We start from the raw sequence: 24,847 nt of genomic DNA, 5'->3' as shown, positions 1-24,847 counted from the left end.
ATCTTTACAAATTATTATTCGACATTAAGCGACAGCAATTCTCGAAAAATAATTATACAATGATGGCATTCGTTAAGTAGTACTTAACAAAAATCTCGAGGGTGAGTAGAAAATCTACTCATTCCTGTTACTCCGTCTCTTACCGATATTTAGCACATAAAAATCGGTCACTTGACACTCAAGGAGGTGAGCTGCATTAATAGCGAATTCAAGTGACATATAAGCTTCACCGCGTATTAATTGAGTCACAAAGGCGCGTGAACAATCCATCTTTCCTGCGAAAGCAGCTCGTTTCATACCTCTCTTTTTGAGCACATCGAGTAACAGGCATTCCCCAAGAAGGAACGCCATTTTGATCTCCTTTCATGTTGGTAGTTGTTTGTAAAATTAAGAACGTATGTTCGGTGAATAAAAATGGAAAAGATGTTATAGTAGTAACATAAGTATGTAACCATAATACACCAACTGGGAGTGAGTGTCATAGGCAAAGTAGAAGTTGATTTAATATTGTATGTTGAACGATTAGGAATCGGCGATAGAAGCGTTGTCCTTGGTTTAGTTAATCAAAAAAAAGAAACGACTAGCCTTTCAGTCGTTTCTCAGCTCGTAGATAATCAAGAATCCTTTTAATCGTTTCCTCATCAATGGATTGACCATCAACTTTGAAGTTGTATTTTTCTAATAATTGACTGTCTGAAAGTTCGATATCTTTATTCAACTCCATCTCTGGATCAACAGGGGTGGAGTTTTCTGTTTTACCAAGCAAATAATCAGTAGAAGTATGCAGCAAATCAGCCAATGAATTAAGAACGTTGCTTGGAGGAGTGACCTTGCCGAGCTCGTATTTAGATACGTTTTCGCGAACGACACCCAGCTTCTCCGCTAGATCAGCTTGATACAGCCCCGATTTATTGCGTAACGCACGAATTCTCTCGCCGGTCAACTTACTCATGTTATTGTCCTCAGCCATGATTTAGAACACCTCGAATAAATATATTTTGAAAACCCATTGACGGACTTTAAAAGTCCATGCTATATTATGGATGTGCTTTAGAAGTCCGCAAGTAATATGCAAATAAATACGAAAGGAGGTATGTTATATGGCTCGAAGAAAAGCCGCCCCTCGTACTATTATAAAACGTGATCGATTTAAGGAATTACGTTTACAATATGGACAAACTCAACGCTCTTTATCCATTGTGCTTGATATTACCGAAAGCTTTGTTCGTGAACTAGAAAGCGGCCGATCTAATCCTGAGATCACATTCGCATTCAAAGTTGCTAAATATTTCAACACAACTGTTGATGATGTATTTCAAGACCTTGCGAACTAATAGCTTAATAGCGATATTACGATATATCCCATCTCACAAATAGGATTATATCACCGCTAATATAATTAGCGCAACGGAACGTGTGTTCTGTTTACATTTATTAGGTTAGTGATGTTACAAGTAATATCACCACTACACGAAAGGGAGATGAAAATGAAGAAGTTAATCGTAAATGAATTGCTGCCTATATATGAAACTGATGCAGGCGAGAAGGTTGTTGACGGTCGCGAGCTTCATGAGTTTTTGGATGTCAGTTCTAAATTCGCTGATTGGATAAAAAACCGAATCACTAAATATGGATTCGCTGAAAACGATGATTACGCAACGGTTTCTAAAATTTTAGAAAGCGGTGGCAAATCGATTGATTATGTTTTAAAGCTCGATATGGCTAAGGAACTCTGTATGGTTGAGAACAACGAGCAGGGCAGCAAAGCTCGTAAATACTTCATCGATATTGAAAAACGATATAAACAGCAAACCATCAATACATCTCTACTCAGCCCTGAAATGCAGATGTTCAAAACCATATTCGACGGCGTTGCTAGAACGCAACTTGAGCAAGCAGAGGATAGGAAGGAGCTTGAAGCAGTTAAATCCCGTGTCGATACATTGACCACCAACTTAACCGCAGCACCTAATCACACAGCAGTTGTCAAGCGAGTTGACGAATACGTCCGCTGGACTCGGTTAGGCCATAACGAAGTGTATAACCGCATTTACGACATCATGCAGGCTAAGCACGGCATCGACGTTCGGCAGCGAGTTGAAAATGAACGTGTCCGTATCAATGATGCTTACTTCGATAAGACGGGTAAATTTTACGCGGTTAGCACTCTCAAACAGAAGGTGAACGGCATTGATGTAATGGTGCGCATGGGTGTTCTGGACAAGTTCAATGAAATTTTGGTTGGACTGCTTGCCAAGGAAAAGGAAAACTCTCTTCCACTTTATTAGAAGAAAGGAGCAGCACTATGACAACAGCTGAAATTGCTGCAAAGATGATTGCCGCAGCAAAGCGCGATACCAAAACTTTTGGAGAGGCGTTAATCAATCTCGGACCTGCGTCTATCGAAGTCGCACCGATGGGAGATTGGCCTGCTTTCGATACGGCAATGCAGACGCTCATGGCAGAGATGAAGGCTCAGCCACACGGAGGTGCTCCGGCATGTACTACATCTCTAAAGTAGGTGGCGCATGGCCTGCCGAATATTACGAGTACATGGTCCCAAAAGACACCACGCGCCCATCGCAGCATCGCTCAGCTACACGGTACGTTAATCGTCGGCTTCCACTCGGACACCGCACACGTGGCGATGTGGGGCTAATCTAATCGAGAGGATGAGCTCTATGAACAAGCTAAATAAGCACCGCGAAAACTTTCTTGTCTTAGCAAAATTCGAGAAGCGTTTAACAGACGCTGGTCGCCCTAAGATCGCTGCCTTTGTACGTAAGCAGTCACTTATCCAGTTAAACAAGATGGTTGTGGCGCAGGCTGCAATGAGTCGCTATGTCTAACCGCATATCGGACGAGCTGCTTGATTATCTAGCTGATTGGTTTGTTAGTCAAAAGATTTGGCACCTGTATCGAATTACGCTGGAGCAGTTTATTGATGGCTGGCAGCAGGGGTATTGGAGGGATTGGGCTTGATTCCGCCAACGCGAAATCACGTACCCTTATTATTTTTTGCCAAAAACGGCATTTTGAGCTTTAAAGGAGGTGAAAACAGTGCAAAGAGAAACAGTTATCCAATCAATCACAGTTGGCCAAAACCAGCAGCAGACCTATACAGTAGGCGATGAAGTTGATGAGCGGGTCGTAAATCGAATTGAAAAATATGTATGTAGGCACGGCTCTGAATATCACATTCTAGACGAAGATGGCGAAGCGATTGTACATGTTGAGTACATGCCAGTCGTAGTAACCTACAAGACAATCGTAGTCGATGATGACGAAACCCCTAATTACACGGTCTCAGACGAATTACCATTCTAAAGGAAAAGCCCTAACAGCGATGGCCGTCGCGTTAGAGCCACAAGCAAATTATTCAAAGCTAGTGTACCACAAATCATTTAATTGGAGGTAATTATCCATGAATCATAATCCATTACAACGCAAGCTTCGCTCGAGAGGCAAAAAGAGCCCTTATAAGCCTGGTACGATCGGCGTCTCATACGTCTCTGAACAAATCAAAAAGGTTTATGGCAGCATCTTAAGCCGCCGCGAGCGCAAGGCTCGGATGTACTACGGCATTAAATTTCAACGTTTCACGAATGGGAGGTAGATTTCTTTGGCAAAGAGAGTTCGCTTCATCGAAACAGCAGTCGAGAACTTCGCCGGACTGCGTTCCAAGACGGTCAACTACGGCAACGTAACGGCATTATCCGGTCGTAATGGTGAAGGTAAGACCTCCATCGGTACCGCTCCTATATGGGTGTTTTGGGGCAAGGATCTGCTCGGCGCTGATTACACTTCAGCCAAAAACAGTCCACGTCCAAGCAATTATAAATACGATCGGGTTTTCGCTTCTATATTGATTTCGGTCGACGGCACGGAATACAAGTTTGCTCGGGAGATAGCAGGCAAGACAAACAGCTTCTATGTAAATGACATACCGCGGCCCGCGAAGGAATATGAAGCCGCAGTCGCGTCCCTCTTCTCGCAAGAGGAGTTCATGTCCTTATACTTCCCGGCATTCTTCTTTGGCTTACATTGGGCCAAGCAGCGCGCATTGTTGATGCAGGGCGTGACTCCGCCGCTAAATAAAACAGTATTTCAAGGCATGGACAAGTTACAAGCTGATAAGCTGGCTGAACTCACGAAGAAGAACTCCGTTAACGATTTGGAAACAAAACATAAGGATGCAAAGCCAAAGCTGGACAAGGCACACACTGAGGCGGTAGGTGCTGTTAAGAAGCTTAATGAAATGCTCGGTCGGCTTACAGAAGCCCCTTCTGATATTTCTGAAATGGAATCAAAAGCCGCTGCATTGAAAGAGGATGTCGCACGAGAAAGTAAAGTTATTGTAGATGCGTCCTCAATCAATTCCCACCACAAAGCATTAGAGGTCAGGCTGCAACAACTCGAACAGCAAGTAAAGGATACGGTTGATGCATGGCCTAAGCTCAGAGACGAGGCTATTAAGGATACTTGCCCTAAATGTGAGCAGTCTTTACGAGATGAGTCGGTCGAGGCTGTTAAAGCTGATAAGGACCGGAGAATTGAATTATATCGAGTAACGTTCGCCGCCCTAAAAGAAAAGCGAAATGAGGCACGCATGGCCTTCAATGAAGCTGAATGGATTGATGTTTCTGTGCAGCAGGAGAAGGTACGAGAAATCAATGAGAAGTACGAAGAACTGCAACGCAAAATTCGTGAACACCAAGAGCGCACGCGTCTAGCAGCAGAGGTTACGGCAGCCGAAGCAACTGAGGAATCAACACTTGCCAGCCTTCGAGAATCTACATTTATCATAGACGCTATCAAAGCATTTCGGGCAAAGGAAGCTGAACTGCAAGCTTCTGAGATTCAATCCAAGTTTACAACCCTTTCGATTCGTCTGTTTAAATATGTAGCTTCTCGTAAAGAGTATGAACCCGATTTCAGCGTTCAGAAGGACGGCAAGGATTATATTACCCTTTCCGCAGGGGAGAAGATCGGCGCGGGATTGGAGCTGACAGAGGTCCTATTCAAGCAGTCGGACCTCATAACGCCGGTGTTTATCGATGGCATCGGAGAGTATACAGGGCCTATCGCAGCATATGACCAGGTGATTACAGGTCGGGCTGTTCACGATCAAGATTTGCAAATCGAAGTGGATGGGGTGAAGGTGTGATTAAAACAGTAGTTATCGGATCAGTTGAGCCCTTTCGGACAGAAGATTGTCTCATTCTTCAATCGGACACCATAGGCAATCAGCTATTTATAAGGCTTGCATTTCCGTTTCACGATTTCAACCCTAAAACGTTGAATGTTTCGGAAGCTTTGAGCATCCGAAATGCGATTGATGAGTTAATCTACGTCAAGTTATTAGATGCACCTAGGCCAATGAGGACGGCTGCTGAATTCGCCCCTACACATGTATCAGTTAACGATAAAGTGAAAATTTTGGGCTTTGCAGAAAATTTCACACTAAATTCATCTTACGATTTAGGCGCAAGAGATGCCCTGACATATGTAATGAAGATTCTAAATTTGGAGGATGAGAACTAATGACAAAAGCAATCGCTCCTGTAAACACGCAGTTACTTGTCGGAAACTTCACTCAGAACGAATTAGAAACACTGAAAGGCACGATCGCGAAAGGTACAAGCAATGAGCAGTTCGCTCTGTTCGTTCAGACTTGTGCTAGTTCAGGTCTTAATCCTTTCCTTAATCAGATTTATTGCATCACCTACAACGGCAAGGATGGCCCGGTCATGAGCATTCAAATAGCTGTTGAAGGCATCGTCGCTCTCGCCAAGAAGAACTCGCAGTATAAAGGCTTTATAGCTTCTGAGGTCAAGGAAAATGACGAATTCGAAATTGATGTAGTTACTGGCGAACCAATTCACAAGATTAAAACATTACAGCGCGGTAAAACGATTGGGGCTTATTGCGTATCGTACCGCGAAGGCACTCCGAACATGGCGGTTATCATTACGAACGATCAAGTTGAGCACCTTCTGAAAGGCCGTAACGGCAGTATGTGGAAGGATTATTTCGATGACATGATCGTTAAGCATGCGATCAAACGTTCATTCAAACGTCAATTCGGCATCGAGGTAGCTGAGGATGAATATATCAACGCAGATAACGCTTCTAGCGCTCCAGAGTCCTATGTACGCCGCGACATTACAGCAGAGGCTGATGAAGTGCAGGGGCAACCGAGAGAGATTGAGTCTCCTCCTGCTGCTGCCAAGGTAAACGAAACGGCACAGGTTCGGCAGAAGATATCAACAGCGTTTAAGGCACTAGGCGTTACTGATAAAGATGCGCAGGCCGCTTACATGCAAGCTAATTGCAAAGTTGCCGGTGAGAAGCCGACGCTCGAAGAGTTAAACGGACTGCTCAAGGTGATGGAAATGGAAATCGCCGAGAAGGCTGCTGGCGATGAAGAGCTCGAATAATGGCAACCATCGTCAAAGTCCTATCAACTGGCTCTGAAAAAGGGTCATGTATCTACATTGCTACGGAAGGGTCCAGTGTCTTAATAGACGCTGGACCTTCCAAAACTAAGATCGAGAAGCTGCTGCTTGTTCAAAACTATGATCCTACTAAGATTGATGCGATATTCATATCACACGAGCATCAAGATCATTGCGCAGGCATTGCTTTCGCCGACAAATTCAAGATTCCGGTCTATGGCAGCGTGGGGACACTCAAGGCGATTGGCAGGCTGGATAGTGGACGGATAGTTAAAACGAATGGGTTTACTGGCTTCGCCTCTTTCCAGAACCACTACATGAACGTGAAAGCTTTCAATATATCTCATGATGCTATGGAGCCTTTTGGTTACACGGTCCATACGGCTGACAAAAAGGTAAGCGTGTTGATGGACACTGGCTGCGTTAACGAAGAAATGCTTGTAGCCATGGAGCACAGCGACATCTACGTGTTCGAATGCAATCATGATATCGAAATGCTCAATTCTAACACGAAATATCATGACGGCTTGAAATATCGGATACTCTCCGACATCGGCCATATGTCTAACGATGCGGCTGCCGAGGCATTAGCCAAGCTGATCCAAGGACGAGGCGAGCAAATCTATTTGACTCACATGAGCCAAAACAACAATACAGCGGATAAAGCCGAAAAGGCTGTAAAGCTGGCTTTGTTCGAAAAGGGACTTGTGAAGAACAAACATTATAAATTGGCGGTGATTTAAGTGCTAGACGATATTTGTTGTTTTGATTTTGAAACAAGTGGTCTCAGTCCAGTAGAGGATAGGGTTGTTGAGATGGCAGCGATCCGCGTCATCAAAGGCATTCAGGTTTCCGAATTTCGCACCTTCGTAAAATATGACGGCAAGCTGGTGCCGAAGATCACTGAGCTGACGGGAATCACTGATGAGCATCTGGTTAATGGGATGGATGAGAAGCAAGCCTTCCTTAACCTACGCAGGGTGATGGGCCCGCAGACGCTGCTTGTAGCTCATAATGCAACGTTCGATCTCGCGTTTCTTCATTATGCAATGTTTCGTATTTCGGAGATTACCTTTGCCAATCCATTTATAGACACGCTGACGATTGCTCGGGACCGGACGCCGTACCCGCACACGCTAACCGATATGTGCAACAAATATAACATTGATCTTAATGGAGCTCACCGAGCGCTGGCAGATGTAGAGGGCACGCTGGCGCTGTTGCAAGCAATGCATGCAGAGCAGCCGGTTGATAATTTTGTTAATAAATTGAGCTACGTAGAGAAATACGGAAAACCAGTATGGGTGCCAGCTCATGCCGAGCTATCCCCAGTGGTGTGGAGAAAATAGAGGAGGGTGATTTGAATGAAGCGAATGGAACCACAGAAATTTCAAATGATTAAAGATAGCATGGACAGAATCGCTGCTATATTCCACGGCGATACGGTGCGCGGCCTTGTCGCTCACGCTGAAGCAATAGAGCTTGAACTCAAGATTTCCAAAGAGGATGAGGCAGATACAGTTCGCAAGTTCGGACAGCTTGCGAAAGACAATGATCGCCTTATTGATAACGTCGCTCAGCTCGCCAGTGAATTGAATGAAACCCGCGAAGCTAAAAAAGTTTCGTTGCCGAGGGAAGTGGCAGAGGTGGTTGAAAGCCTGGTAATTGATGGGCGTGACATTGATTATATCGTTTGGCACATGACGGCATACGGAGATAGACATTGTTACTCAGATAGAGTCAATATCATCAGAGAATATGCATTTGAAAATGGCTGGACGCTTATTTCAGCCCTCGTTAACGGCTACACCGTCGAGGAACCGCCAAGCACTGAGGACAAGATTGTTACCAGCCTTACTCAAGCGCTAGAGGATATGCGGGTTGAGTCACCGGTACCAGTTGAACGGCTTGCGAAAGTGTTGACTCATGCTATCCGCGAAGTCCTAGCCGAAGATCGACAGGAAGAATAAAGCAGGTGAGGTGAAATGGCAGGCGGTGCTTTTCAAACAAGCAGGGAGCTATTCGAAAATCCGATCTGGCAAAACATCGTCGAATTTAGATTGTTCTTCTTAATCTATGGAAAAGCAGTATTCGCAGAGGAGGGTGTTAAGGTCTCAGACGACCTTACCCTTCAGCGCGGGGAGTGGCTCCGATCAACTCGAAAGCTGCAAGAAGACCTATCATATGTGGAGAATCGGCAGGTGAAAACCTATTCCGTATCCACTATAAATCGCACAATTAAGCGGTTAGAACGCTTGCAGAGAGTCTGCACGAAAACACATGAACTTGGAACAGTGTTTACAGTGCTAAATTATGAGCAATATCAAGGGTTTGGAGGTTATAGGACAATGGAACTTGGAACACAACTTGGAACAGTCACGGAACAAACGCGGAACAATAATAAGAATGTAAAGAAAGAAAAGAACTTAAAAGATATTAATACTTCTATTTTCGATCATTGGATGAACAAAGATTTGGTAAAGCATAGAATCTTAACCCCTCAGATCAAACTACAAATTTCGTACAAGTTGAACCATTATTCCGCTGATGAAATCATGCAGGCTATTACTTCATACGATGAGATTTTGAACAATCCTAATTACAAGCTTAATACTAGATGGGGATTACTAGATTTCTTGGAAAAGGGACACTTCGAAAAATTCTTACCTGAAAGAGATCCTTATACCTTTTACCCAAAGGTTGTAAACGATCTAGTTCCTCAAAAACAAACAAAGCATAGAAAAAATAAAGAAAAGTTATTGGGCGGGGGGGCGAGCGGAAATGTTGCCGGAAGAAGCGAAGTATATCCTGTTCAAAGCATCGGCAGCTTACCCGAACCAAATTGAGCTAGAGGATGAAACGATAGCTTTATGGATAGAGAGACTGGCTTCCGTTCCGTTTGAATCAGGAATCGCAAACCTGAACTTCTATATCGATAATCAACCGAAATGGTTTCCTTCAATTGCTGACATTATTCGGAATGATCTACAGCAGACTCGTAACCACGACACTTTAAAGCTGGAGACAACTGAACATTTTGCACTTCTTTCTAACTGGTCAGTTCAAGATTCTGAACCTCCGGATGGATTTTGGGAAAACGGACGCAAGATGATTAGGGGTGAACAAGGATGAGTTGGCCTTATGAAAATGCTGCTGACGACGATCAAGGAGATTATCTCGGCATGCCAGACGCAGAGCCATACAACCTAGAAGCGGAGCAGGCAGTAATTGGTTCGATCCTTCTTAACGCAGAAGCTTTTGAAAAGGTGAAGGACCGGCTGAATAAGGGGAAGTTTTACGAGAAGGCCCATCGAACGATTTATAAAGCGATGTGTGATGTATACGATTCAAAAGCCGCTATCGACATTGTGACGGTAAGCGCCGCTCTACAGGATGATGAAAAACTCGAAGCAATAGGAAATGTCTCTTACCTTGCTCGACTAACCAATTCCGTTCCGACAGCATCAAACATTTCCTATTACGCAGATATCGTCTTGGACATGTCCCTGCGGAGAGAATCGCTTCTCATCGCTCGGGAGTTGGTAAAGCATGCTACATCCGAGCAGGACGTTGCTGGATTTGTTGCTTTGGCTGAAAAACGCATATCTAAGTTGACGGCAGAAAACAAGCCGCCGAAAGCGTTTGTCACGATGAAAGATGCACTCTTTCAGGTTTTTGATCAAACAGAAGAAAGATTCAACAACCGTCACATCAACGAAGGCATTACTGGTATGCCAAGCGGGCTAACCGATTTAGACAAGATGACGGCCGGCTTTCAAAAAAGTGATCTTATCATCATTGCCGCTCGGCCATCAGTTGGTAAGACGGCATTCGCGCTTAACATTGCGCAGAACGTTGGTATTAGAGCCAAGGAAACCGTCGCTATATTTAGTCTCGAAATGTCGGCTACGCAGCTGGTGCAAAGGATGATCTCAGCTGAAGGCAATATCGACGGTGAGAAACTTAAAACAGGCTACTTCGAACCGGACGATTGGGGCAAGATGACCAACGCGATCGGCATCCTCTCAGATGCTAATATTTTCATCGATGATACTCCGGGCATTACGGTCGGCGAGATCCGTTACAAATGCCGTGAGCTTAAAAAGGAAAAAGGCCTGGGCATGATCCTGATCGACTACCTGCAGCTCATTCGTGGGAACGGTCGTAGCGGAGAGAATCGGCAGCAAGAGGTTTCGGAAATCTCTCGAACTCTTAAAGAAATTGCCCGCGAGCTTGAAGTGCCAGTCATTGCTCTATCACAGCTCAGTCGTGGCGTAGAGCAGCGGCAGGATAAGCGCCCGATGATGTCAGACCTTCGTGAGTCGGGATCAATTGAGCAAGATGCTGATATTGTAGGATTCCTTTATCGGGATGACTACTACGACAAGCAAACGGAGAAGAAAAACATCATCGAAGTTATCATATCCAAGCAGCGGAATGGCAAAACGGGGACGGTTGAACTAGCATTCCGGAGAAATTACGGTAAGATGGTCAACCTCGATCGTCAAACAACGGTCGATGATCATGAGCAAATGGTTTAGGAGAGGAGGCTAACCATGCACCCGCTATGCAAGATGCCAGGCTGTACCGATAGAGCAACCGCCACCTTTGCACAAGTACCGCTCTGTGAGCTCCATCATGATGAGATATGGGTAGAGACTCGACATTATTACACCAAGCACCAGCAAGGGGCTGACAGGGATACTAGACCGCAGTATCGCAAGATAGATTCGCTTATCCATTGGAGCCGCAAGCGTATGGGGCGTTTGAAATGAAGCGGCTGCCGCGAAAGCATGTGGAAATCGATCCCTTCTACAATGATATCCCTTGGGAGATCGTTTTGGATGATCGGGGTAAGGCGATCGGCGAAGTGTATCTGCTGCCGGCGGTTTATCTGAAACGAGGAATTGTTAGGAGGGATAAGCGAAATGAAAATGGATCTAACCAAAAGAAGCCAACAATTAATTTTAGCGGGATTAACCGCAATGATTTCTGATGATGGACTGACATTTCACCAAGCAATGGAAGTTTTGGAGGACATAAAGCGTCAGACATTTCCTGCGTTGATGGAGATTTCGAGAGAGGTGACGTAATGATAGACCAAATAAAACATGATTATGCGATAGTCACATGTGGTGAGCATGCTAGGAATCTTGCTGAAGTTGAATATCGGGTTGAAGCAGAACGGAAAATGACTGGTTACGTCTCTTACCTCCTTGATGAACTGGAGAAGGAACGAAGAGGTAAAGAAGTAGCATTAAGCAGCCACAAGTATCTTGAGGGTGAATTGGAGAAGGCGCTCTTCGCTATCGACGTTCAGAAGAATGCGACTAAATTTTGTGTAAATGATCTCGTTAATGCTTCAGACGAATTAGATATGCTGAAAGAATCGACTAAGAAATTACGTGCCGAACACACCGCCATGAAGGAAGCGCTGGAATTTTACTCTCATCACCAAACGTATGTAAAGCTTGATGTAAATAATTTTGAGTTTGCTTATATCGAAAGAGATGAAGGCGAAAAGGCTCGTTCTGTCCTCTCCACTCTCACCAAGGAGGCACCTACAGATGGCTAATTCCGAATTCTCAAAGCAGCTCGACTCCCTCGTAATGACGGACGAGCAGGTTATCGCTCAAGTGCAGGTGTGTCTAGCATCCAGCAAGCCGATCAACATCAGCACGATGCGGCGGGCGCTTGAAATCTATGCAGCGCGAACTCCGCAGCTTGCATCAGGGCTAGAACCGATAAATAAGCGCCAAGCGGTGACATTTGATTTTATCGTAGCATTTGTCGGTGCTAATGGTTATCCACCATCTGTGCGGGAGATTGCCGAGGGTGTGGGACTTGCATCTGGATCGACTGTTCACGGCCATCTGGAACGACTGGAGAAGAAAGGTTACATCAAACGCAACGCAGTAGGCGGTAGGCCACGCAGCTTGCAAATAACAGGTAAGAGGGAGGTCGAGAGCAATGCGATTCGTGGGAGTCGATCCGGCGACTAAAACTGGATTCGTTGCTTTGAATGAGCTTGGCGAGGTGTTGGTCGAGGTTGAATTGAAGGGTGCTGGAAAGGTTGAGAAAGGCGGTATATCCATCGAGCAGCTTGTTAGCTTACAAGATCAGCTTTATGTGTTGCTGCAGCCTGGCGATGAGGTCGTTATCGAGGATGCTGCTCCAGGTACCCAAAGAGGCATTACAACTGGGATGATACACGGCGGGCTGCGGAGCATGGTACATCGCCGTAAATTGAAATTCAACAAACTCATGCCTGCATCGGTTAAAAAGTATGTCGGCGTAACTGGGTGGAAGGGCGAAGCCGGCAAGAAAGAGAGGTTAAGCGGCAAAGAGGGCAAAGCCGTGGTATTGGAAGCAGTGTTTCAACACTTCGGATACAAGCACAAGAATGACAACATTGTTGACGCGTATATCATGGCTCGAATCGCAATGAATTTATACCACATGCGAGAACTCAGTCCTCCTGTAGACACTTACCCATATCAAATTGAGGTTGTAAGTGCCATGCTCGCAAAAACGGAATAAACGCACTATCTCTCAGCAAAGGGATTTCTGCTGCCTAAAAACCGAACATATGTTTCTGAAATGGAGGGCTCAGGTTGAAAGAAAAGCAAAGATATAACCCACTTCCGGATAAACACGGATACGCGTTTCATGTGGAGATAACTCATGAAACGTTGTTAACGCTTGGACAAGATATCGAGAGGCAACACGGACGGCAATCTCGCGATCCTGATGACAGTACCGATTACTCTGCATTGGATTGGTATAAAAACGGTTCAATTTCTTTCGCGGAAAAAGATTGGAACAAACTAATTACTAGGATTCGGGACCATTTCAAAATGAAATCGCCCGTACTGGATATCGAGGGAAGTTGGGATAGTAAATACCTCTATTACAAAGGCGCTGTCTTCGGATTGAAAGGGAATTTTTTAAAGCGGGATAGCTTATGGATTCGACATTCGGCAACCTTTGAATTCGATACTGATAAATTCGCGGAAGATCTCACCCGTATAGGTCGGTGGGAAAAGTGAAGCAGCCAGACATTACCAAAGCGAATGAGACGGAGCTGCTGACAATCATTTATCATGATCCATTCGCATCACTTGATGATATCTACCATGCTAAGCAGCAGCTAGCAAAACTTCGTCCAGCGGAACAACACTATCCGAAGTTGCAGCAGATCATCAAACCTGCATACCCACGTTGAGCCGCCGCTTACAGCCAGTGCCGCGTCCTAAACTGGACATCGATCGCAAGGCTAACTCTGACATTGCAGTGCGGCAGATGACGGATGAGGAGCACGCACAGAAGGCTGAGATAAAGCCGAAAGAACGGGATTTTATGAGCTGGTCCGGTAGGAAAAGGAAAGAGGTGGGGGATTGAATCACATTATCTTTTCAAGCGGCGGAACCGCAAGCCTGTCTGTTGCTGATTGGGTTAAAGAACAAAACCCCAATGACAATATCGTGATGTATTTCACGGATACGCTATGGGAACATCCAGATTGTTACCGAGTGCTGCGAGAAGGTTCGGATAAGCTTCAGCTTCCACTTCTAACGCATAGCATGGGGCTTAACCCGATTCAGCTGATGTTTGAAAAAAAGATGGTTTACAACAGTATGATTGGCGACTGCTCTAAGATCTTGAAGATGCGTGTTGGTATGGATTTTCTCAAAAGGGGTAAGTTGCCGGCAGTCGCTCACTGGCGGAATGAGCATTTCTTGAAGGAATCGGATTTCATATTAGATGCTACTCTATATTTCGGGATTGGCTTCGACGAGATGCACCGTGAAGGTGCCATATCTAAAAACTGGGCACCATTCAAAGTGGTTTTCCCACTAATCGAAAACAACATCTGGAAAGAAGACGTGTTGAAGAAGTACAACATCGAGAAGCCGGAGTTGTACAAACTGGGATTCTCGCACAACAACTGCCACGGCCGCTGTGTGAAGGCTGGCCAAGGACATTACAAACTGCTTAAGGAGCAGCTTCCAGAAGTGTTCGAGAAGATCATGGAGCAGGAGTTTCATTTGAAAATGTGTGTGTCAGCATATCGGTATATAACAAAGGGCAATGATCCCAAAGACAAAACGCCAATACCGGACGAGGATAAAATTCCATTACATGTTCAAGAGCCAATGCTCAAGGAACTTGATGATGCTTACCGCGATTACTTCTATGACCGAGCATCAAGACCGGGATTTTACGTTCATCCAGCAGGGTCAGCTGCAGTAAGGTACGCAAAGATTCAACAGTACAGCTTCATGAAAAAGGATTCGCAGCCTTATCCGATACGCCAGCTTAACCAGGACGATAAGGCCGAGCGGGCAATGTATGGAGGCGCAGAATTGATTGACCGTTATGACATTGGCGGCTGTGGCTGCTTCACGGATTCGCATTGTGAGATTGATCAGGAAGAAGAGGAGGATTAACATGCGAAACACATTAGGAGATTTGAATAATCATTTATTCTCGCAGCTAGAGCGTTTAAGTGACGAGGATCTGAGCGGCGATAAATTAGCTGAGGAAATCAACAGAGCCAAAGCTGTGACGAGTGTAGCTTCACAAATAATCTCTAACGGCAGTTTGGTTTTGGAAGCGAGAAGACTAGCCGATGACAGGTTGAATGCGGATACGTCTATCCCGAAAATGCTGGAGGGATGATAGGTGCATCGATTTACTCCTGAGCAAAAAGAGTTTATTAAGGCCAATGTAGCAGGTCGGAGCAATGCTGATTTAACTCAACAATTTAACGAGCATTTCGGTTTGTTGATTCGCGAGTCTCAAATTAAGTCATTTAAAAAGAACAATTTGTTAAGTAGTGGATTGACAGGAAGGTTTGAAAAAGGTCGCATGCCTTTCAACAAAGGGCAAAAGAGGACATGGGTCGGCGGTGAAGAAACCCGATTCCATAAAGGAAACAGGCCTCACAACTATTTACCAGTGGGCACCGAAAGGGTCAACACTGACGATTATGTAGACATCAAGATAGCTGATCCTAATAAATGGCGCGGTAAGCACTTGATCGAATGGGAAAAGCACAACTGCAGTCCAGTACCTAAAGGAAAAGCTGTGATATTCGGTGATAGAAATCGAAGGAATTTTGATCCGGACAACTTGATTTTGGTATCACGAGCTCAACTTGCGATCATGAATAACAATGGTTTGATTCAAAACGATGCTGATCTTACCAGGACTGGAGTTATCTTGGCGGATTTATACCGCAAGATCGGTGAGCGAAAAAAACCAGCAAACGCACTGGAATTTGAAAGCTATGTGAGGTGGAGTCATGAGCAACGTTGTCACTTTAAGCCATTGTAAATGCGATGTATGCGGCGAGATTAAGCGCAAGAAGGAGCTCAAACGATGGAACGAACGCGATGTTTGCGTGAAGTGTATAGATGAATTGCTGGGAGAGGCAGAGTCATGATTTTACAGGGTGATTGCCGTATCGTTATGCAGACGTTTCCGGAGCAACACTTTCATACAAGCGTCACCTCGCCTCCTTATTGGGGATTACGAGATTACGGAATCCCGCCGAGCGATTGGCCGGAGGTAACATATACGCCAATGCCAGGACTACCGCCGCTAACTGTTCCCGCTTGGGCAGGGTGCTTGGGATTAGAGCCTACGCCTGAAATGTTCGTTGCTCACACGGTGCTGGTTTTTCGAGAAGTATGGCGTGTGCTGCGAGATGATGGGACATTGTGGCTTAATTACGGAGACAGTTTCTACAGCGCTGGTAAAGCAATTGGACTGAAGGCTAAGGACTTAATTGGAGTTCCTTGGCGTGTAGCCTTTGCTCTTCAAGCAGATGGATGGTATCTCCGCATGGATAATGTTTGGAGCAAACCCAACCCAATGCCGGAGAGTATCAAGGACCGTCCGACAAAGTCACATGAGTACATGTTCCTGCTCTCCAAAGCAGATCGGTACTATTATGATGCTGAAGCAATTAAAGAGCCAGGAGTGCAGAATGAATGGGCAAACGGTTTCCGGGGGGGCAGTTACACCGGGAATGAGACTTTTGACAACCAAGAGGGCGGCAAACGTAAGACGGTAGGGAATTTTCGGGTCGGTACCGGAGTTGGTTTTGGTCATGGAACTGATAAGGAAGAAAGAGGACGCAAACGGATTAAATCACATTCCTTTGCCCGAGAGGTTAATGTATCCCCGCCGCCCGGCCAGCCACAGCAACATCGCCAAGATAGAGAGGATATCGAGTACAATGGCATGCGAAATAAGCGCAGCGTTTGGACTGTGGCCACTCAAGCTTTTCCGGAAGCACATTTCGCAACGTTTCCTGAAAAGCTGATCGAACCATGCATTTTAGCTGGCGCTCCGGTTGGCGGGCGCGTACTGGACCCGTTTGGTGGAAGTGGTACCACAGAAAAAGTATCGCTGGAGAATGGTCGGGAATGCACAAGCATTGAAATAGGTGAGCAATACGTCGAAATTGCTGAGCGCCGAATTGCGACGGTTCAGCCGAAGCTACAGTTTGAAGGGCAAACATTACTATTTTGAGGAGCGATAAACGATGAAGATTAACGAATTGGTCAAGGCAGCACATGAAAACGCAGTAGTTAAGGGTTGGTGGCAAGAGGAGCGCACTTACGGAGAATTGGTTGCTCTTATGCACTCGGAGGTTAGCGAGGCATTGGAGGACTATCGGAACGGCAAGCAGCCGAATGAGGTTTGGTATGAGTATGAGTTCGGTGGTGGAACTGTTGAAGATTTTAGAACTGAGTTGCTTTTTGGTGATGGTGACTGGGTTTTAGGAAAACCTTGTGGCATCCCATCGGAGTTGGCTGACGTGTGCATTCGCATATTTGATGCTGCTGGCAAAAACGGCTGGGGAGAAGCGCTTCATAGCTGGTACGGTAGAGTGACTGTCAAATGGCGTGTGAACAGCGGTTTATCTTTCACAGATAATCTGAACATCATTCACGGAAACCTAACCGACTGCGCAAGAGCAGATTCGTGGAAAGAGTTTAATTTAGCGGTTGTTCTCCAAAACGTTGCAGAGCTTGCATCTTATTATGATTTTGACCTCGACCAAGCAATTTCCGAGAAAATGGCCTACAACGCTACGAGGCCAGAACGACACGGCGGGAAAGTTATTTAGTATCTCAGTGAATATCAAACGTGCTAGGAGAGTGAGTTGGTAATGGCTAAAACGTGCTTAGTTTGTGAAGGAGAAAAGATATTTGACGGAAAGCCTTGTAACGTCTGTTTTGGAACAGGTTTCGATTTGGACCATACGGACGTACCGGTATGTCCCAAATGCGGACACGAACAGCAGGATACGTCAGATATTAGATTCAAATCGGGATGGGTAGACGGTGCTGAAACATCAACAAATTGTGAGAAATGCAATCATAAATTTGAAGTTGAATTAACAGTCACATACTCATTTAGCACGCAAGTATCTCGATGAATAGACCTTAACATCACGAAAGGGGTGAAAGATATGCAATTTGTGCAGCCGATACGCGATCCAGAGAAGATTGAGCAGATGAAGCAACTGCTGTTATCGAGGTCAAAGCGAGACTGGTTCATCTTTGTATTCGGCATCAACACAGGGCTGAGAATTGGCGACATATTGCGCCTTAAAGTGAAGGACGTCCGCAACAGGACACACATCAGCCTGATTGAAGGGAAGACGCGCAAGAAGAAGTGGGTTCCGATTAACGCCGACTTGAGTCGCGTTATCCAAGACTACACCAAGGGGATGAAGGCGGAAGCTACTTTGTTTCCCTCCTATCGGACGCGTGGAGAAACGGGCATATGCAGGGTGCAGGTGTATCGGATACTAAACTGGGCAGCCGATCAATGCGGCCTGGAGGAAATCGGAACTCATACGTTGCGGAAGACATTTGGCTATCATTTCTATCAGAAAACAAAGGATGTTGCGATGCTTCAGAATATCTTTAACCATGCCTACCCATCTCTGACAATGCGCTATATAGGCATTAACCAGGACATGATTGACGATGCAGTCAGCGGGTTCACGCTATGACGATAGAGTTGCAGCCCATAAGCTACGCTGATGCCTGCGAATACGTTAAGCAGTATCACCGCCATCATCCGGCGCCGCAAGGTCACAAGTACAGTATTGCTGTGGCTGATGATCAGAGAGTTGTAGGCGTTGTGATGGTAGGGCGGCCAGTGGCGAGGGCTTATGACAATGGCCGGACGCTGGAAGTGACAAGGTGCTGTACGGATGGCACGAAAAATGTAGCTTCCATGCTTTACGCAGCTGCGTGGCGTGCTGCTCGATCATTAGGTTACCGGAGGTTGGTCACATACACATTGATTACCGAGCCAGGCACAAGCCTGCGGGCAGCCGGATGGCGAATCCTGCATCAAACAAAAGGTGGAAGTTGGAATTGCCCGACACGCCCAAGGATCGACAAGCATCCCACGGGCCAAAAAACGCTATGGGAGTTCACGGTCGATGAAGTGAAGGTCTGAATACGCAAATACATGGGAGGAATAAACATTGGATTACGCTAAACTGACAAATGATCTTAGAGAGGCTAATCAAATAGCCTGCGAAGCTGTGAAAGATTCGGATGATGGAGGCACTTGTAATTTAGACAGCTGCTTTCTACAAATTCCAAGAGCGCGGGAAACCAAAGTGCTTGATGCGATCAAGGCAGCTGGTCTATATTGCAGAGCTAAGACGCTTTGGGGCTGGATCGGCAGAGGTTACATGATTAAGCCAACGAGTGGCGGGCAAGGCGACAAGCGCACAAAAGCTGTTGAGGCCATGTCCAAAGAGCTCAAGCAGCGCGGCTGGGACGTAACGACCTATTATAAGATGGATTAAATGTACGGAAGAGCGTGGCATATATTTTTTTGTTCTAAAACCGAACGTATGATCGTAATTATCCGGGAGAGGAGGATGGAAATGATGGTGAAAGCCGATCAAATCAAGCAAGCTCTCGCGAAAAAGCATACAGACGATTTCTTTATGACGGAAGTCACGCTATACAGCGAAAGCAAAAATTACCGAATGGATGCAATGGCTATGGCGAAATCTTGGACTAATCCTTGTTTATACGGATACGAGATCAAGGTTAGCCGAAGTGATTTCATATCGGACAAGAAATGGCCCAACTATCTCGGGAGTTGCAATACATTTGCATTTGTTTGTCCTAAGGGACTGATTACCAAAGACGAGCTCGATGAAGGCGTTGGTTTGTACTGGTACTATCCTGAGTCAGGCAAGATCATCGCCCAGCGGCAGCCGAAGTACCGCCACATTGATATTCCCGCAAAAATGTATCAATACATCATTATGTCTAAGCTCAACTCGGACAGGCATCCTTTTTATAGCTCATCTCGCGAGTATTTCGAGGCATGGATCGCTGACAAAGCTGAGCGAAATAGTTTGGCGAATCATGTTTCCGGTAAGTTGCAAACAGAAATGATCGAGTTGCGAACGGGTGCCAAAAGCATGGAGCGGATACGAGAAAGATACGAGTCAGACCACAAACTCCTGCAACAAGTTATTGCAGTACTGCGCGAGAAAGGTTTATCGATTAATTCGTGGAGTGATAGTTGGCAGGACGAGCTAAGGCAGGCGCTTGCCGGCGGGCTTAATCCTAACGCTTCAAGGATATTAAAACGGCTGACCGACAATGCCGAGGAATTGAAACGGGTGCTGGGTGAGGTGATCGAGACGTGATTGCGATTAGCGAGAGGCTAGAATCGATCCTCAAAGTGATTCCATTTGGCGAAGGTGTCAAGTACGGCGAAATACTAAGTCGATTAGAAATTAAAAACGGCTATCTAATCGGATCATTGCAATGGTTGGTCGAAAAAGGTCTGGTCAATAAAGAAGGGGTCACTAGACAATACCGCTATTCCAGGACGGAAATTGAGTTTGTCGTTGTATCGGATCGTGAGCATAAGGATGCTGCTCAAGATCCCGACGAGATCGCGAATCACCTTAAATCAATGCGTCCAACGGCTGAGCAACGCCAGTTTTTGAATAAACATAAACATCTTCCAAGACGGGAACTGGCAAGTAGGCTTGGGCTCACGAAGCTTGAAATAAACCACGTGCTGCTTCAGATGGGGATTGGCAAAAAGTAAAGAAATTATTCTAAATATTATTCCGAGGAGAGATATAGATGGCTAAAGCAGAGAAGTTTCATAGGGAAGCATCGTTGGACGTTTATAGCATGCTTAATGAAATGATTAATCAAAACCATAAGGAATTTAATAAAACAGAAATCTTAATCCAGATGAAACATGGCGGCTGGAACAGCAAAGGGAAGACGGTTTTTGGAAAGTTCAAAGTATTGGCCGACGATCTCAGAACCTCTATGGAAAAGGATGTAATTCTGCAACTCAACGCCGAAATGTGGACTAGAATGACCGATCCGCAAAAGAAATATGTACTCGATCATGCATTGTTTTCACTGGATACAAAACAAAGCAAGCACGGTGTAACCTTGTATGCTACAGATGGTCGTCCTTTGTTGAAAACCGTTCCGCCCGACATTGAAGCCTACGTTGAGGTTATCAGGCGACATGGAACGATTACTGAGGATGTAAAAAGGCTGGCACGGGCGATCAAAGAGGTTAACCCCGGGCAGCTCACAATAGACGATGCGGGCACAGCACAAGATCCGCCTGCACCGCCGCATGAAGGGCTCACGGTTGTGGTCGGAGCTGACGGTGTTGTTGAAGGTGTTGAAGATAAGAACCAGCTCACTCTAGAAGAAGCTGCTGCGGCTGCCGAAAATGATCCGATGCATGGAGTAGGTAACGATCTACCATTCACCGAGCCTGAAGATGACGAGCCCGAAACTGGAGACAGCGACAACGGAGACTACGACGAAAACGAATTCGATGCTCCTGAAAATGACGAGGAACTCGAATGAAACGCTGGAACTGGTCGTTTATCATCTGTTGGGGCTTTGCGGGTCTGTTCTGCGCAGTCTTTTGGATAGGCGTTATCTTGCTAATTATTGCTGTTAAGTAAAACATAAAGCCCCAGTTTCGGCTGGGGCTTCCCACAAAGGAGCGTGACGTAAGTGGGTGAGGCAAGGGACGCATTGAGTAAGGTGGATGATCGCGGATTTCTCGTTGATCTACAGGACCTTAAAAAATCATATAGAGCCACGCTGCGCATGCTTACTGCGCGCAGACGGGAAATAGAGTTGTATATCGAGCAGGAAAGCGGCATGACGCTGGAGCAGATGGGCGAAAAGCAGCATCGAGACGTGTACAAGCAATGGCGGTCGGCGAATGACGGTTTATGGAACGAGCTGCAGGACCTTAGGGAGATGATCTCCGATGCGAATTTTGTTATCGAGTGGCTTCACACCGGCAGGCAGCCAGGTACTAAGAGAGGTATCGAGCGTAGGAGCGTGTATCAAAACACTGTGCTGCTTGATCCGATGATTATGGCTAATTTCAGCAATCAGTACAATTCCCGCAGCGGATCGACCATCACCGAAGAAGAACGGCACAAGCTGGAGGAAGTGTTGGGAATCCTCAGCCCGCAGGAGCGAGAGTGCTACGTATTAGCGTTCGGGCAATGTTACAGCCATGCGGAGATAGCTAAGGCGCTGGCAATCAGCAAGGGTGCAGTTGATAAGTATGTGCAGCGGGCGCATGAGAAAGTATCAAAAGGATGGCAGGGGACGTTATTTTAAAGGGTTAGAATAAGCTATCGTCTTCATAATTATTTTAGGGAGGAATATACAGGATGGTTAAATCAAAAGATGAATTTCCACTCGTTTTAGAACCAGCTCATATTCAAGAAATATTAAACATCGGAAGACGCGGAACATATGAGCTTTTGGCTGATCCGCCTTTCCATGTTAACCGTATAGGGAAAAACAAAATGATTAAAGTTCCGAGAGATGTTTTCTTTATATGGCTTGAGGGTAAACAAGAGCAGGGATGAAAATCCTTGCTTTTTTATTTTTAGAGTGGTAATATTTCCTCAAAGTTAATTCGAAAAGCCTTAAATCCTTGGTAGGGTGTTTGGTAGGGTATTGGTAGGAAATGTTGCGATATGACATCTCTCCAAAGGAAACGATATGATAGTCGCATATCTTTTAGAACCTTATGAAACAACGGTTTTGAACACGAATTAACGTTAACCGTCACAATAAGCAATGAAATATTTATGCAGCTTCCTTCGGGGTCAGGTGAAATTCCTAACCGGCGGTGATCGGGACGGCACAGATAGATCGGACAACCGAAATTCTGTGCCTCTCGTCAGTCCGTGACCCGGTTTAATGAGCTTTCTTCTCGATTAATTTCGAGAGAAAGTGAATTGAAACGGTGGACCTGGTGTAAATCCGGGACCGACAGTAAAGTCTGGATGGGAGAAGGGGATGCTTCGACAGCTATAACGATTAGCTTATTTGCTTGTGTATTATTTCACAGGCATGATAGGTTTGTTTTTTTAGCGTATTCAAAAACCGTCATCGCAATAAAAGCGATTATGGTGTGGTCGGTGGTTAAAGCCGACAACGCTCATCGGTTTTGTCGTAGATCTCGAAACTCTTTCATCACCCCTGTCGGAATGTTTGCCGATAGGGGTGTTTTTTGTTTATGGACATTTTGAATGATGAATATTACATGAGTCTAGCTTTGGATATGGCTGCAAAGGCAACGGGACAGACAGGAATTAATCCAGTTGTTGGTTGCGTTGTCGTTAAGGATGGAAGAATACTCGGAATTGGGACGCATCTTAAGCGCGGAACAGGTCACGCAGAGGTGCATGCGCTTCAGATGGCTGGAGAGGAAGCCGAGGGCTCTACCGTTTATGTCACCTTGGAGCCGTGCAGTCACTTCGGTAAAACTCCGCCATGCTGTGAACGAATTATAGCTGCGAAAGCTGCGAGAGTAGTTGTCGCAAGCGGTGATCCCAATCCAGAGGTATCTGGCCGAGGCATCGCAAGACTGCGTGAAGAAGGCATTGAAGTCACTGTAGGCGTCTTCGAACAGCGGTCAGAGCAAATGAACGAAAAATTCAATAAGTATATCACAACTAAGCTCCCTTTCGTTACTTTGAAGACAGCAAGTACTCTTGATGGCAAGATTGCTTCTCGAACTGGTGATAGCCGTTGGGTGACTGGCACAGCAGCACGTGAGCAGGTTCATACACTGCGTCATCAGCATGAGGCGATTATGGTCGGAATTGGAACGGTGCTGGCGGATGATCCTTTGCTGAACACGAGAGCGTCAGTTCCTGCTATTGATCCGGTTCGCATCATCGTAGATTCACAGCTTCGTTTGCCGCTGGATGCGAGGGTTGTAACGGATCGGACGGTACGGACTATCGTACTAACCTCCGGCCAAGCTAGCGAAGAACATAAGCAAGCATTGGAAGCTAAAGGAATTGAAGTCGTTACGTGTGGCAGTGGAGAGAAAGTTGATTTAAGCATTGGCATGATAAAGCTTGGAGAGCTGGAGATCGGATCGATTCTGCTAGAGGGCGGCGGCAAACTAAACGGTGCGATGCTGGAAGCTGGTCTTATCGATAAAATTGTTCTTTATTATGCTGCTAAAATTATAGGTGGAGCGAATGCGCCAGGAACCTTTACATTTTCGGGATTCGAGAAAATGGCGGATGCCATACAGCTTGAAAGAGTGAGTGTGGAAATGGCTGGCGAGGACATTCGTGTAGCAGGTTATCCTTTGTATTAGCATTTGCAAACCTTTAGGGGAGGAAGCCCATGTTTACCGGATTAGTGGAAGAAGTGGGGAAAATGAAAGGGATCACGAAGCAAGGTGAGGCCATGAAGCTTGTCATCGGGGCAGCACATGTGACCGTTGGCGTTATGCTTGGAGACAGCATTTCGGTAAATGGTGTATGTCTAACGGTTACTTCATTTGACGCGGCTTCATTCTCAGCAGATGTGATGCCTGAGACGTATCGCAAATCCAACCTTCATCAGCTTCGTGCTGGTGAACGTGTGAATTTGGAGCGAGCGATGCAAGCTGGCGGAAGGTTTGGCGGTCACATTGTTCAGGGGCATATTGATGGTACCGGAACGATTACTAGACGCGAAACGGACGCCAACGCGGTGGTCTACACGGTTCAACTTAGCGATGCAGATATGCTTCGTTACGTTATCCCGAAGGGCTCCATAACGGTAGATGGTATAAGTCTTACGGTAGTTGATACAGAAGCAAATTCCTTTGCTGTCTCGATTATACCGCACACTCTTGGCGAAACAGCCCTACAGCACAAGCATGCGGGCGATACAGTCAATATAGAATGTGATGTCATTGGTAAATACGTGGATCATCTGCTGCATTTCAAGCGGCCAGATTCGGCAAAATCACAATCAAAGCTAACGACATCGTTTCTTATGGAAAATGGTTTCTTGTAA

38 protein-coding genes, 1 pseudogene and 1 riboswitch are annotated in these 24,847 nt (G+C 45.8%); of the genes and pseudogenes, 38 read left to right on the top strand and 1 reads right to left on the bottom strand.

Annotation, left to right across the window (positions count from 1 at the left end; all coding sequences use genetic code 11):
* Window positions 1–580: 580 nt before the first annotated feature.
* Complete coding sequence (locus tag MHI37_RS18195; protein WP_076336463.1) at window positions 581–970, bottom strand: helix-turn-helix transcriptional regulator; 390 nt, start codon at window positions 968–970, stop codon at window positions 581–583.
* 130 nt (window positions 971–1,100) lie between these two features.
* Between MHI37_RS18195 and MHI37_RS18190 the strand changes: the two genes are divergently transcribed.
* From MHI37_RS18190 to ribE, 38 genes and pseudogenes are all read left to right on the top strand, one after another.
* Window positions 1,101–1,334, top strand: coding sequence for a helix-turn-helix domain-containing protein (locus MHI37_RS18190; protein ID WP_076336462.1), 234 nt, complete (start codon window positions 1,101–1,103; stop codon window positions 1,332–1,334).
* 153 nt (window positions 1,335–1,487) lie between these two features.
* Window positions 1,488–2,288 carry an antA/AntB antirepressor family protein gene (locus MHI37_RS18185; RefSeq protein WP_076336461.1) on the top strand — a complete coding sequence of 267 codons (801 nt, stop codon included), beginning with the start codon at window positions 1,488–1,490 and terminating at the stop codon, window positions 2,286–2,288.
* 17 nt (window positions 2,289–2,305) lie between these two features.
* Window positions 2,306–2,521: a hypothetical protein gene (locus MHI37_RS18180; protein WP_076336460.1), complete on the top strand. Its 216-nt coding sequence runs from the start codon at window positions 2,306–2,308 to the stop codon at window positions 2,519–2,521.
* 160 nt (window positions 2,522–2,681) lie between these two features.
* Complete coding sequence (locus MHI37_RS18175) at window positions 2,682–2,849, top strand: hypothetical protein (protein WP_179090189.1); 168 nt, start codon at window positions 2,682–2,684, stop codon at window positions 2,847–2,849.
* Window positions 2,842–2,982 carry a hypothetical protein gene (locus tag MHI37_RS18170; protein ID WP_179090188.1) on the top strand — a complete coding sequence of 47 codons (141 nt, stop codon included), beginning with the start codon at window positions 2,842–2,844 and terminating at the stop codon, window positions 2,980–2,982. Before MHI37_RS18175 ends, MHI37_RS18170 begins: the two co-directional genes overlap by 8 nt.
* 78 nt (window positions 2,983–3,060) lie before the next feature.
* The gene (locus MHI37_RS18165; RefSeq protein WP_076336459.1) at window positions 3,061–3,327 is read left to right on the top strand and encodes a hypothetical protein; all 267 of its coding nucleotides are present in this window, start codon (window positions 3,061–3,063) and stop codon (window positions 3,325–3,327) included.
* Window positions 3,328–3,424: 97 nt separating this feature from the next.
* The gene (locus MHI37_RS18160; RefSeq protein ID WP_076336458.1) at window positions 3,425–3,616 is read left to right on the top strand and encodes a hypothetical protein; all 192 of its coding nucleotides are present in this window, start codon (window positions 3,425–3,427) and stop codon (window positions 3,614–3,616) included.
* Window positions 3,617–3,622: 6 nt separating this feature from the next.
* Complete coding sequence (locus MHI37_RS18155; RefSeq protein WP_076336457.1) at window positions 3,623–5,167, top strand: hypothetical protein; 1,545 nt, start codon at window positions 3,623–3,625, stop codon at window positions 5,165–5,167.
* Window positions 5,164–5,544, top strand: coding sequence for a hypothetical protein (locus MHI37_RS18150; RefSeq protein ID WP_076336456.1), 381 nt, complete (start codon window positions 5,164–5,166; stop codon window positions 5,542–5,544). Before MHI37_RS18155 ends, MHI37_RS18150 begins: the two co-directional genes overlap by 4 nt.
* Window positions 5,544–6,440, top strand: coding sequence for a RecT family recombinase (locus tag MHI37_RS18145; protein ID WP_076336455.1), 897 nt, complete (start codon window positions 5,544–5,546; stop codon window positions 6,438–6,440). The genes MHI37_RS18150 and MHI37_RS18145 overlap by 1 nt, the downstream gene beginning before the upstream one ends.
* Window positions 6,440–7,201, top strand: a complete 762-nt coding sequence (locus MHI37_RS18140) for an MBL fold metallo-hydrolase (protein WP_076336454.1) — start codon at window positions 6,440–6,442, stop codon at window positions 7,199–7,201. The genes MHI37_RS18145 and MHI37_RS18140 overlap by 1 nt, the downstream gene beginning before the upstream one ends.
* Window positions 7,202–7,807, top strand: coding sequence for a 3'-5' exonuclease (locus MHI37_RS18135; protein ID WP_076336453.1), 606 nt, complete (start codon window positions 7,202–7,204; stop codon window positions 7,805–7,807).
* 15 nt (window positions 7,808–7,822) lie between these two features.
* On the top strand, window positions 7,823–8,428 hold the full coding sequence (locus MHI37_RS18130; protein ID WP_076336452.1) for a hypothetical protein: 606 nt from the start codon (window positions 7,823–7,825) through the stop codon (window positions 8,426–8,428).
* A gap of 15 nt (window positions 8,429–8,443) precedes the next feature.
* A complete protein-coding gene (locus MHI37_RS18125; RefSeq protein WP_076336451.1) occupies window positions 8,444–9,304 on the top strand; it encodes a hypothetical protein in 861 nt (286 codons plus the stop codon).
* Entirely contained in the window at window positions 9,240–9,590 is a 351-nt protein-coding gene (locus MHI37_RS18120) for a hypothetical protein (RefSeq protein WP_076336450.1), read from the top strand. Before MHI37_RS18125 ends, MHI37_RS18120 begins: the two co-directional genes overlap by 65 nt.
* A 50-nt stretch (window positions 9,591–9,640) precedes the next feature.
* Window positions 9,641–10,999 carry a replicative DNA helicase gene (gene dnaB, locus MHI37_RS18115; protein ID WP_076336536.1) on the top strand — a complete coding sequence of 453 codons (1,359 nt, stop codon included), beginning with the start codon at window positions 9,641–9,643 and terminating at the stop codon, window positions 10,997–10,999.
* A gap of 15 nt (window positions 11,000–11,014) precedes the next feature.
* Complete coding sequence (locus MHI37_RS18110; RefSeq protein ID WP_076336449.1) at window positions 11,015–11,233, top strand: hypothetical protein; 219 nt, start codon at window positions 11,015–11,017, stop codon at window positions 11,231–11,233.
* Window positions 11,230–11,454, top strand: a complete 225-nt coding sequence (locus tag MHI37_RS18105; RefSeq protein WP_076336448.1) for a hypothetical protein — start codon at window positions 11,230–11,232, stop codon at window positions 11,452–11,454. Before MHI37_RS18110 ends, MHI37_RS18105 begins: the two co-directional genes overlap by 4 nt.
* Window positions 11,455–11,550: 96 nt before the next feature.
* On the top strand, window positions 11,551–12,033 hold the full coding sequence (locus MHI37_RS18100) for a hypothetical protein (RefSeq protein ID WP_076336447.1): 483 nt from the start codon (window positions 11,551–11,553) through the stop codon (window positions 12,031–12,033).
* 106 nt (window positions 12,034–12,139) lie between these two features.
* Window positions 12,140–12,427: pseudogene (locus MHI37_RS18095) on the top strand (MarR family transcriptional regulator); the annotation flags it as partial.
* 1 nt (window position 12,428) lies between these two features.
* Window positions 12,429–12,998, top strand: coding sequence for a hypothetical protein (locus tag MHI37_RS18090; RefSeq protein ID WP_076336445.1), 570 nt, complete (start codon window positions 12,429–12,431; stop codon window positions 12,996–12,998).
* A 74-nt stretch (window positions 12,999–13,072) separates the two neighbouring features.
* Window positions 13,073–13,507 (top strand): hypothetical protein, encoded by a 435-nt coding sequence (locus MHI37_RS18085; protein WP_076336444.1) that lies wholly within the window; start codon window positions 13,073–13,075, stop codon window positions 13,505–13,507.
* Window positions 13,504–13,683: a hypothetical protein gene (locus tag MHI37_RS18080; RefSeq protein ID WP_076336443.1), complete on the top strand. Its 180-nt coding sequence runs from the start codon at window positions 13,504–13,506 to the stop codon at window positions 13,681–13,683. Before MHI37_RS18085 ends, MHI37_RS18080 begins: the two co-directional genes overlap by 4 nt.
* A 172-nt stretch (window positions 13,684–13,855) precedes the next feature.
* Window positions 13,856–14,908, top strand: coding sequence for a hypothetical protein (locus MHI37_RS18075; protein WP_076336441.1), 1,053 nt, complete (start codon window positions 13,856–13,858; stop codon window positions 14,906–14,908).
* Window position 14,909: 1 nt separating this feature from the next.
* Entirely contained in the window at window positions 14,910–15,140 is a 231-nt protein-coding gene (locus tag MHI37_RS18070) for a hypothetical protein (protein WP_076336440.1), read from the top strand.
* A 3-nt stretch (window positions 15,141–15,143) separates the two neighbouring features.
* Window positions 15,144–15,797: an HNH endonuclease signature motif containing protein gene (locus MHI37_RS18065; RefSeq protein WP_076336439.1), complete on the top strand. Its 654-nt coding sequence runs from the start codon at window positions 15,144–15,146 to the stop codon at window positions 15,795–15,797.
* A 105-nt stretch (window positions 15,798–15,902) separates the two neighbouring features.
* Window positions 15,903–17,000 carry a site-specific DNA-methyltransferase gene (locus MHI37_RS18060; RefSeq protein WP_076336438.1) on the top strand — a complete coding sequence of 366 codons (1,098 nt, stop codon included), beginning with the start codon at window positions 15,903–15,905 and terminating at the stop codon, window positions 16,998–17,000.
* Between the two features lie 13 nt (window positions 17,001–17,013).
* Window positions 17,014–17,601 carry a hypothetical protein gene (locus MHI37_RS18055; RefSeq protein WP_076336437.1) on the top strand — a complete coding sequence of 196 codons (588 nt, stop codon included), beginning with the start codon at window positions 17,014–17,016 and terminating at the stop codon, window positions 17,599–17,601.
* A 345-nt stretch (window positions 17,602–17,946) separates the two neighbouring features.
* Window positions 17,947–18,495, top strand: coding sequence for a site-specific integrase (locus tag MHI37_RS18050; protein ID WP_076336435.1), 549 nt, complete (start codon window positions 17,947–17,949; stop codon window positions 18,493–18,495).
* On the top strand, window positions 18,492–18,950 hold the full coding sequence (locus MHI37_RS18045; RefSeq protein ID WP_076336434.1) for an XF1762 family protein: 459 nt from the start codon (window positions 18,492–18,494) through the stop codon (window positions 18,948–18,950). Before MHI37_RS18050 ends, MHI37_RS18045 begins: the two co-directional genes overlap by 4 nt.
* Before the next feature lie 28 nt (window positions 18,951–18,978).
* Window positions 18,979–19,308, top strand: a complete 330-nt coding sequence (locus MHI37_RS18040) for a hypothetical protein (protein ID WP_076336433.1) — start codon at window positions 18,979–18,981, stop codon at window positions 19,306–19,308.
* 75 nt (window positions 19,309–19,383) lie between these two features.
* A complete protein-coding gene (locus MHI37_RS18035; RefSeq protein ID WP_144023653.1) occupies window positions 19,384–20,169 on the top strand; it encodes a hypothetical protein in 786 nt (261 codons plus the stop codon).
* Window positions 20,166–20,579 carry a hypothetical protein gene (locus MHI37_RS18030; protein WP_076336431.1) on the top strand — a complete coding sequence of 138 codons (414 nt, stop codon included), beginning with the start codon at window positions 20,166–20,168 and terminating at the stop codon, window positions 20,577–20,579. The genes MHI37_RS18035 and MHI37_RS18030 overlap by 4 nt, the downstream gene beginning before the upstream one ends.
* A gap of 38 nt (window positions 20,580–20,617) precedes the next feature.
* Entirely contained in the window at window positions 20,618–21,373 is a 756-nt protein-coding gene (locus MHI37_RS18025) for a putative metallopeptidase (protein ID WP_076336430.1), read from the top strand.
* A gap of 153 nt (window positions 21,374–21,526) precedes the next feature.
* Entirely contained in the window at window positions 21,527–22,150 is a 624-nt protein-coding gene (locus MHI37_RS18020) for a sigma factor-like helix-turn-helix DNA-binding protein (RefSeq protein WP_083676195.1), read from the top strand.
* A gap of 53 nt (window positions 22,151–22,203) precedes the next feature.
* The gene (locus tag MHI37_RS18015; protein WP_076336429.1) at window positions 22,204–22,404 is read left to right on the top strand and encodes a DNA-binding protein; all 201 of its coding nucleotides are present in this window, start codon (window positions 22,204–22,206) and stop codon (window positions 22,402–22,404) included.
* Window positions 22,405–22,633: 229 nt separating this feature from the next.
* A riboswitch (FMN riboswitch) is annotated at window positions 22,634–22,843 on the top strand.
* Window positions 22,844–23,060: 217 nt separating this feature from the next.
* Window positions 23,061–24,158 carry a bifunctional diaminohydroxyphosphoribosylaminopyrimidine deaminase/5-amino-6-(5-phosphoribosylamino)uracil reductase RibD gene (gene ribD, locus MHI37_RS18010; RefSeq protein ID WP_076336428.1) on the top strand — a complete coding sequence of 366 codons (1,098 nt, stop codon included), beginning with the start codon at window positions 23,061–23,063 and terminating at the stop codon, window positions 24,156–24,158.
* Between the two features lie 29 nt (window positions 24,159–24,187).
* The gene (ribE, locus tag MHI37_RS18005) at window positions 24,188–24,847 is read left to right on the top strand and encodes a riboflavin synthase (protein WP_076336427.1); all 660 of its coding nucleotides are present in this window, start codon (window positions 24,188–24,190) and stop codon (window positions 24,845–24,847) included.

The organism is Paenibacillus sp. FSL H8-0548 (genome assembly GCF_038630985.1).
Taxonomy (GTDB): domain Bacteria; phylum Bacillota; class Bacilli; order Paenibacillales; family Paenibacillaceae; genus Pristimantibacillus.
Note: the sequence above shows the minus strand (reverse complement) of the source record. Positions and strands in the feature narration are given on the sequence as shown.